We start from the raw sequence: 7,291 nt of genomic DNA, 5'->3' as shown, positions 1-7,291 counted from the left end.
CGAAAGCTATTTAGGTAGCGCCTCGAGCGAATACCATTGGGGGTAGAGCACTGTTAAGGCTAGGGGGTCATCCCGACTTACCAACCCTTTGCAAACTCCGAATACCAATGAGTACTACTCGGGAGACAGACGGCGGGTGCTAACGTCCGTCGTCAAAAGGGAAACAACCCAGACCGTCAGCTAAGGTCCCAAAGTGTATGTTAAGTGGGAAACGATGTGGGAAGGCTTAGACAGCTAGGATGTTGGCTTAGAAGCAGCCATCATTTAAAGAAAGCGTAATAGCTCACTAGTCGAGTCGGCCTGCGCGGAAGATGTAACGGGGCTAAACATACCACCGAAGCTACGGGTGCAATTCATTAGAGTTGCGCGGTAGAGGAGCGTTCTGTAAGCCGTTGAAGGTGAAGGGGTAACCCACACTGGAGGTATCAGAAGTGCGAATGCTGACATGAGTAACGATAAAGGGGGTGAAAAACCCCCTCGCCGAAAGACCAAGGGTTCCTGTCCAACGTTAATCGGGGCAGGGTGAGTCGACCCCTAAGGTGAGGCCGAAAGGCGTAATCGATGGGAAACAGATTAATATTTCTGTACTTCCGCTAACTGCGATGGAGAGACGGAGAAGGCTAGGCTAGCGCGGCGTTGGTAGTCCGCGTTTAAGGTGGTAGGTGGGTGACTTAGGCAAATCCGGGTCACTATACACTGAGAGCTGATGACGAGTCCCCAAGGGGATGAAGTAGTTGATGCCATGCTTCCAGGAAAATCTTCTAAGCTTCAGGTTAGCGGGAATCGTACCCCAAACCGACACAGGTGGTCGGGTAGAGAATACCAAGGCGCTTGAGAGAACTCGGCTGAAGGAACTAGGCAAAATGGTACCGTAACTTCGGGAGAAGGTACGCTCTTGTTGGTGATGAGACTTGCTCTCTAAGCTGACGGGAGTCGCAGATACCAGGTGGCTGCAACTGTTTATCAAAAACACAGCACTGTGCAAACTCGCAAGAGGAAGTATACGGTGTGACGCCTGCCCGGTGCCGGAAGGTTAATTGATTGGGTTATCGCAAGAGAAGCTCATGATCGAAGCCCCGGTAAACGGCGGCCGTAACTATAACGGTCCTAAGGTAGCGAAATTCCTTGTCGGGTAAGTTCCGACCTGCACGAATGGCGTAATGATGGCCACGCTGTCTCCAGCCGAGACTCAGTGAAGTTGAAATTGCGGTGAAGATGCCGTATACCCGCGGCTAGACGGAAAGACCCCGTGAACCTTTACTATAGCTTGGCACTGAACATTGACCCTACATGTGTAGGATAGGTGGGAGACTATGAAGTTGGAACGCTAGTTCTGATGGAGTCGTCCTTGAAATACCACCCTTGTAGTGTTGATGTTCTAACTTGGCCCCATTATCTGGGGTAAGGACAGTGCCTGGTGGGTAGTTTGACTGGGGCGGTCTCCTCCCAAAGAGTAACGGAGGAGCACGAAGGTTGGCTAAGTACGGTCGGACATCGTACGGTTAGTGCAATGGCATAAGCCAGCTTAACTGCGAGACAGACACGTCGAGCAGGTACGAAAGTAGGTCATAGTGATCCGGTGGTTCTGAATGGAAGGGCCATCGCTCAACGGATAAAAGGTACTCCGGGGATAACAGGCTGATACCGCCCAAGAGTTCATATCGACGGCGGTGTTTGGCACCTCGATGTCGGCTCATCACATCCTGGGGCTGAAGTCGGTCCCAAGGGTATGGCTGTTCGCCATTTAAAGTGGTACGCGAGCTGGGTTCAGAACGTCGTGAGACAGTTCGGTCCCTATCTGCCGTGGGCGTTGGATGATTGAGGGGAGTTGCTCCTAGTACGAGAGGACCGGAGTGAACGAACCGCTGGTGTTCGGGTTGTCATGCCAATGGCATTGCCCGGTAGCTATGTTCGGAATCGATAACCGCTGAAAGCATCTAAGCGGGAAGCGAGCCCCAAGATGAGTCATCCCTTGGACTATAAGTCCACTAAAGAGCCGTTCGAGACTAGGACGTTGATAGGTCAGGTGTGTAAGCGTTGTGAGGCGTTGAGCTAACTGATACTAATGACTCGAGAGGCTTAACCATACAACCCAGATGGGTTTTGCTAAGTAGCACTTAGACGAATAGAAACACTTAAGAAGTGGTACTCAATCCAGCTTTCTAAATTAACAAATAAAGGTTAATTGCGCAGGTAATTGTACGGCAGACAAAGCCGTGACGAGCGAAGGGCGGAGTGTACGATAGTACATGAGCACTGGAGTAAGGAAACAATGCCGTCAGACGTAGAATTAACCAGTAAGAATTTGCTTGGTGACAATAGCATCGTGGTCCCACCTGATCCCATCCCGAACTCAGAAGTGAAACGCAATCGCGCCGATGGTAGTGTGGGGTCTCCCCATGTGAGAGTAGGTCATCGCCAAGCGCTTAATTAAACAATGAAGCCAGCTGAATAAGCTGGCTTTTTTGTTTTTGAAATTTCAAATAGCCTGCTTTTTGTAATACCAATTCCATTAACTAACTGGTCAAAATTGTCCATGGTCTAGTACACAATTCTATCACTCTTGCTTTCTTCTCAATGAAGGTATTCCATGCGATAGAGCACTGTTCGACAATATCGTCATAACCACTAAAACAACGATTGGCCAACACATTTTGACGCAGCCATTGCCATACCTGCTCTATTGGATTCAACTCCGGTGAATAAGGTGGCAACTTGAGAAGCGTCAGATTATCAAAGTCATCGGCCAAATCCTGTTGATGCCAGCCTGCGCCGTCCATGATGACCAGCGCATGGCGCCCAAATGCGGTGGCGGCTGAAATCAGTTTTAAATGCTCGTTCATATATTCGCTATTGGCATGCGGGGCAATAATCGCTTGTGTCGCCCCCGTTGCCGGACACACGGCGCCATATAGATACGCTGATTCAAATTGTTGCTGCTTGACGGCCCGTGGACGGGTCCCTTTCTCAGCCCAAATACGGGTGGTGGTATTCTGTTGGCCAAAGCGGGCTTCATCTTGAAACCAAACGTCAATGCGATCGAGTGCAACGTGCCCAGGTGTGTTAAGGATCGTTGCCATCCGGAAGTTTTTTAAAAGCCTCTTGTATAGCCTCAGATTGTTTCGGGTGGCGAGAGCGAGTGGTAATCCATGAGAAGCCAAGTTGATGCAGCAAGCGGTAGATATTTGCTTGCTTGAACGTCACACCAAATTCAGACTGAATAAATAGGCCGACATCCTTGGCCATCAACCTGCCACCTTGTTCAGATAGACTTCTGTGCTGTACGAACGCTTTAAGCTTAGCTTGTTGTGCGATGGACAGTGTCGCAGGACGGCCCGGATTGGGCGCATCGTCAAGGCCAGTCAGCCCATGGGTTAAATAGGCGGTGACCCAGCGATTGACACTGGTTCTACTGACCTTAAGCATGCTTGCGATGGCGGTACGAGAATGACCTTCAGTGAAATGGAGTAAGGCAAGATAGCGCATACGTTTGCGTGCACTTTTCTCCGATTTTACTAAGGCTGCGATGTGGGGATTATTCATATTTTGTATGATTAAAAACTGATGACCAATTAGATCACATAATTAATATAATTGGTATAACATAGCTATCCCATATTCAAAACATCTAAATGTTATTAGATGATTACAATCAATCACTGTCTTAATTTTTTAGGTAGTGCTCTCCAAAATACTCGTATTTATGTTAAGTCTTTTTGCTTAGTCGTAGGTTTACCGTTAGCATACAGGGCGTCTATTTCTTTATTTAAGATCATAAGCTACCAATGCTTCGCAAACTCTCACTCGCCGTATTAATTCCTGTGTGTATGCTGACACTTTATTTAGTGTTAGTGACGGCTGAGTATTTTTATGAGAGTGAACTGGTGCGTAAGGAGTTAGCTGATCGTCAAGTGAGTCAGATAAAACAGCAGCTTTTGCGTATGCAGGCTGTCGTTCAGTCAGCACAGGCACTGCAAGATATTGAGCGGATTGAGCAGGAAGTGTCTCTAGCAACCTTAGATATGAATGTGATGGTTTATATCTTGCTTGATGCGAACAGTCGGATCCGTTTTGCTAATCATACTGTTTGGCGCGATAGCAATGCGATAGAAGTGATTGATGGATATGATGTGCTTAGACATCATGTCGTAGTGCAATCAGGTCAGGCAAGTATTTCGGTCAATCCAGAAAGGTTATCAATTCAAGCTTATTATCCAGTTGACGCCCAGTATCCTGGGGCCACAGAGCTGCTTTATCTTGAATCTGATCTAGCCCCTTTGGTCGCGAGAGCATCAAGCGAGTTACAACAGCGATTTATGCGTGTGTGGGGGCTTGGGGCGTTGCTGCTTATTGGCTTTACATGCGTGTTATATTATCTGCTAATACGTCCACTGAAGCTGTTATGCAAATCGGCACAACATGTCGGCACATCGGCATTTTCTACTCAAGTACCTTGGAGTGCGTCCGAGATTTTATCCCTGCAAACAAACCTACAATTGGTTCATGATCGGTTAGCGCGAGCGGTTAAACAGCTTAATGATAGTGAACAGCGTTGGTTATTTGCCGTTGAAGGGTCGCGCAATGGTATTTGGGATTGGGATCTTCGTACTGGCGAAGTGTTTCTCTCCGACCGCTGGAAAGAAATGATAGGTTATCAACCCGATGAACTGGAAGGGGTATTCCAGACATGGGAAACACGTTTGCATCCCGAGGATAGACGGGCTGTATTGCATTGCTTACAGGAATATGTGAGCGGAAAAACAAAAGAGTTTGAGAGTGTTCATCGCTTACAGCACCGCGAAGGGCATTATGTCTGGGTATTTGACCGTGGCATGTTAGTCGACTGGGACCATCTTGGTAGACCGACTCGGATGATAGGCATTCATGTCGATGTATCAGAGAGTGAGAGAAACCATGCTGCGATTGCGGAGTTAGTGAAGCAATCGGCAGGTGGTCATCGGATGCTTCCTGAAGTATTTATGGCGCAATTGTCACATTACCTGACTCAACGTAATAGTTCTGGCCAGTGGGGAGCATTATTATTCGTTAATGTCGATACCTTAGGCGTTAGCGAGGCATTATCATCCCACGAACTTGAGCGTTTACTGTCGCAGTTAAGTGCAAGGCTCTCGAGTTATTTTACAGAGAACATTGTCGTTGCTCATATTGAACTTGGTCATTTTGCTCTTTTAATTAAGGAGTTGGCCGTTGATGCTGAGATTGCAGGGCGTCGTGCATTAGCTTTGGCAACCGAGTTAAGACAAATTACGATTCGCCCTTTCCATTATGGAGAGTCTCATTTTAGTTTGAGTGCCAACGTGGGTATTTGTTTATTAGATCCCGTCGATACTCTCACTCCAGAACTCGTGGTTCAGCGTGCGCAACTCGCAATGAAGTGTGCTCTGTCACTGGAGCATGAGGGATGCGCGTTTTATCATCCAGACTTAGCGTCTGCTGTTGATCCTGAATCGTCATTAATCAGTGCATTACAACATGCGATTACTGACAATCAACTCTCTTTGATGTTCCAGCCTGTTGTTGATAGGCAAGGCAAAATTGTTTCTGCAGAGGTTTTATCTCGCTGGTATTTAACCAATGGTGAAATTGTGCCTGTAGCGCAGTTTATTCGCTTAGCTGAGCATAATGGATTAATCGCCGCGCTTGATTTAAATGTTGCCGATCGAGTTTGTCTGTTAGTCAAACAGTTTAAGCAACAGGGCATCATTCTGCCGCGTATGACTTTGAATATAAGTACCTTATCTTTTTGCCAAGCTGATTTTGTAGATCAATTTATTACTTTAGTTCGTTCCTATGAGCTTGATGATAAGCAACTGGGGGTTGAACTTGCTGAGGGTATATTGCTTACCGCTAACGCTTTTGTTGAGCCACGTATCCGACAGTTAACAGAGGCTGGTATTGCGATTACATTAGATAACTTTGGTGCTGGTCAGTGCGCCTTAAGTTGCCTACACCACTACCCGCTTACAGAAGTTAAGTTAGATTTGCATTGTGCTGCAAGCTTGCTGGTTGATGCCAGTTGGAGCCAAGCGCTTATTCAATCGATACAATCTTTTAAACTGCCGATAGTGGCGAAAGGTGTCGAATCTGTACAGCAACAGCAGCTATTTACAGCCTTAGGATGTACGCACTTTCAAGGCTACAATATCGCTCGAGCCTTGAGTTTTAATGATTTTATACAGCTTGCTTGTCCACGTCCCTTGTTGCGTAGCGTTTAAAAAAGTCGAGTACGTAATTGAGTGCTTGATTGCGATAGCTATCTTTCTCCATAAAAATTTCATGGGCAGCACCTGCAATCACTTTTAGTTGGCAATTAGAACTCACCGCAAGATTTTGTGCGGCATTGTCGACAATTTTATCCTCACCAGCTTGTAGGATCAGAATGGGTGTGCGGATATGTGCCGTGGCCAAGACACAGGCATCGGCCGCATCTAAAGATTCAGTCAACCAGCGGTTAGTGGGTGAGCCTAACTGCAACTTTGGCGCCGCATCGTACAACTCTCGGTAGGCTTGATAACGACTCTGGCAATGGGTGAGATCATTTCCCTTAAAGGGAGCGGCCTTATAGTTTTGCCCGCTGAGAACATAGTTAGGCTCTCCACCGTTGAGGCTAGTATCAAGCTTACTGGCTAACCAACGGACAAATCCTTTGGGCATGGGTAACTTAATACCATACATGGGGGCTGAGAATGCCGCCGCGGTAAACACATCCGGATGTTGTTTGAGATACAAGGTACCGATGGCGCCGCCCATGGAATGTCCGAGCAAGAACAGTGGCGAAGTGGCATGTTTGAGTACAACGGTTTGCATAAATAGGGCAAAGTCGTCGATATAGTCATTAAACCGCCGCACGTGGCCTTGATGGGGGTTGGCCGTCATGCGGCTCGATAACCCTTGGCCGCGGTGATCGATGGCAAACACCGAATAGCCTTGCTGATACAGGTCAAATACCAATTCTTGATACTTTAAGTAGGATTCAACCCGGCCGCTGCTGATGACTATGCTGGCATGGGCCTTGGGATGCTTGACCATCATATAGGCCAAGGTTAATCCATCGGGGGGGTTGAGTGTGTCTTGGACAACGGTTTGCCAAAAGGCTTGCTGTTCAGAAGTATTTAAATCGTGTTCCGTTGAAAAAGCTACCTTGGAAAACTCTTCCCTTGGAAAGTTTAGGGGCGTTTGGCTCATACTCTGTCGCACATCTCGGGCAAAAAGGTTTGCTAGAGTGTATCAGAGAACTGGGGCGGGCAGGAAAGGGAGCAGGAAAATACCC

Annotated in this window: 3 protein-coding genes and 2 rRNA genes (1 of these 5 cut by a window edge); 3 read left to right on the top strand and 2 right to left on the bottom strand. The window is 47.4% G+C overall.

The genetic code is table 11. The features are described 5' to 3' along the window. A 23S ribosomal RNA gene (locus tag CEQ32_RS16120) occupies positions 1–2,087 on the top strand; it begins 806 nt to the left of the window's first position. 221 nt (positions 2,088–2,308) lie between these two features. Beyond that, a 5S ribosomal RNA gene (gene rrf / locus CEQ32_RS16115) occupies positions 2,309–2,424 on the top strand. Positions 2,425–2,516: 92 nt separating this feature from the next. Here the strand turns inward: rrf and CEQ32_RS16110 are convergent. Then, positions 2,517–3,543, bottom strand: a protein-coding gene (locus CEQ32_RS16110; protein WP_088585529.1) for an IS630-like element ISSpu8 family transposase whose coding sequence is annotated in 2 segments (ribosomal slippage) — positions 2,517–3,092 and positions 3,094–3,543 — 1,026 coding nt in all. Because the reading frame shifts where the segments join, the coding sequence is not laid out codon by codon here. A 242-nt stretch (positions 3,544–3,785) separates the two neighbouring features. Between CEQ32_RS16110 and CEQ32_RS16105 the strand changes: the two genes are divergently transcribed. Next, positions 3,786–6,236 carry an EAL domain-containing protein gene (locus CEQ32_RS16105; RefSeq protein ID WP_037429862.1) on the top strand — a complete coding sequence of 817 codons (2,451 nt, stop codon included), beginning with the start codon at positions 3,786–3,788 and terminating at the stop codon, positions 6,234–6,236. Here CEQ32_RS16105 and CEQ32_RS16100 read toward each other — a convergent pair. Then, positions 6,193–7,206 carry an alpha/beta fold hydrolase gene (locus CEQ32_RS16100; RefSeq protein WP_055648206.1) on the bottom strand — a complete coding sequence of 338 codons (1,014 nt, stop codon included), beginning with the start codon at positions 7,204–7,206 and terminating at the stop codon, positions 6,193–6,195. The genes CEQ32_RS16105 and CEQ32_RS16100 overlap by 44 nt on opposite strands. Between the last annotated feature and the right edge of the window lie 85 nt (positions 7,207–7,291).

It is taken from the genome of Shewanella sp. FDAARGOS_354 (assembly GCF_002209245.2).
In the GTDB taxonomy this organism is placed as follows: Bacteria; Pseudomonadota; Gammaproteobacteria; order Enterobacterales; family Shewanellaceae; genus Shewanella; species Shewanella xiamenensis.
The sequence above is the reverse complement of the archived record's forward strand: the minus strand, read 5'-3'. Positions and strand labels throughout refer to the sequence as shown.

Coding starts and splice junctions, on each gene's coding strand:
- CEQ32_RS16105 (WP_037429862.1), top strand. CDS start 3,786: ATGCTTCGCAAACTCTCACTCGCCGTATTAATTCCTGTGTGTATGCTG.
- CEQ32_RS16100 (WP_055648206.1), bottom strand. CDS start 7,206: ATGAGCCAAACGCCCCTAAACTTTCCAAGGGAAGAGTTTTCCAAGGTA.